1 protein-coding gene is annotated in these 290 nt (G+C 54.5%); it reads left to right on the top strand.

Annotation, left to right across the window (positions count from 1 at the left end; all coding sequences use genetic code 11):
• Positions 1-255 (top strand): integrase core domain-containing protein (locus tag HMPREF2967_RS12760; protein ID WP_158014667.1); only part of this gene is annotated, 255 nt, incomplete at its 5' end.
• Between the last annotated feature and the right edge of the window lie 35 nt (positions 256-290).

The following is a 290-nucleotide window of genomic DNA, read 5'->3' as shown; positions in this document are numbered from 1 at the left end:
CAGCTTGGTGTTCGCCAATCCATGGGCGCGGTGGGAACGAGTGCTGATAATGCCTTGGCAGAGTCATTTAACGCCACCTTAAAGCGTGAAGTTCTGCGTGATCGGAAAGTCTTTGACAGCCCAATCAGCTGTCGCCAAGAAGTCTTTCGATGGTGCATGCGCTACAACACGCGCAGACGACACTCCTGGTGCAATCTTCTAGCCCCCGATGACTTCGAAGCACTCACATCAGCTACACTGACCCAAGCAGCATAGCTAACCCCCGACGTGTCTACTTTCCGGGGGTCAGG

This window comes from Corynebacterium sp. HMSC059E07 (assembly GCF_001814395.1).
GTDB classification, from domain to species: domain Bacteria; phylum Actinomycetota; class Actinomycetes; order Mycobacteriales; family Mycobacteriaceae; genus Corynebacterium; species Corynebacterium hesseae.
This window is presented reverse-complemented; position numbering and strand designations above follow the sequence as displayed.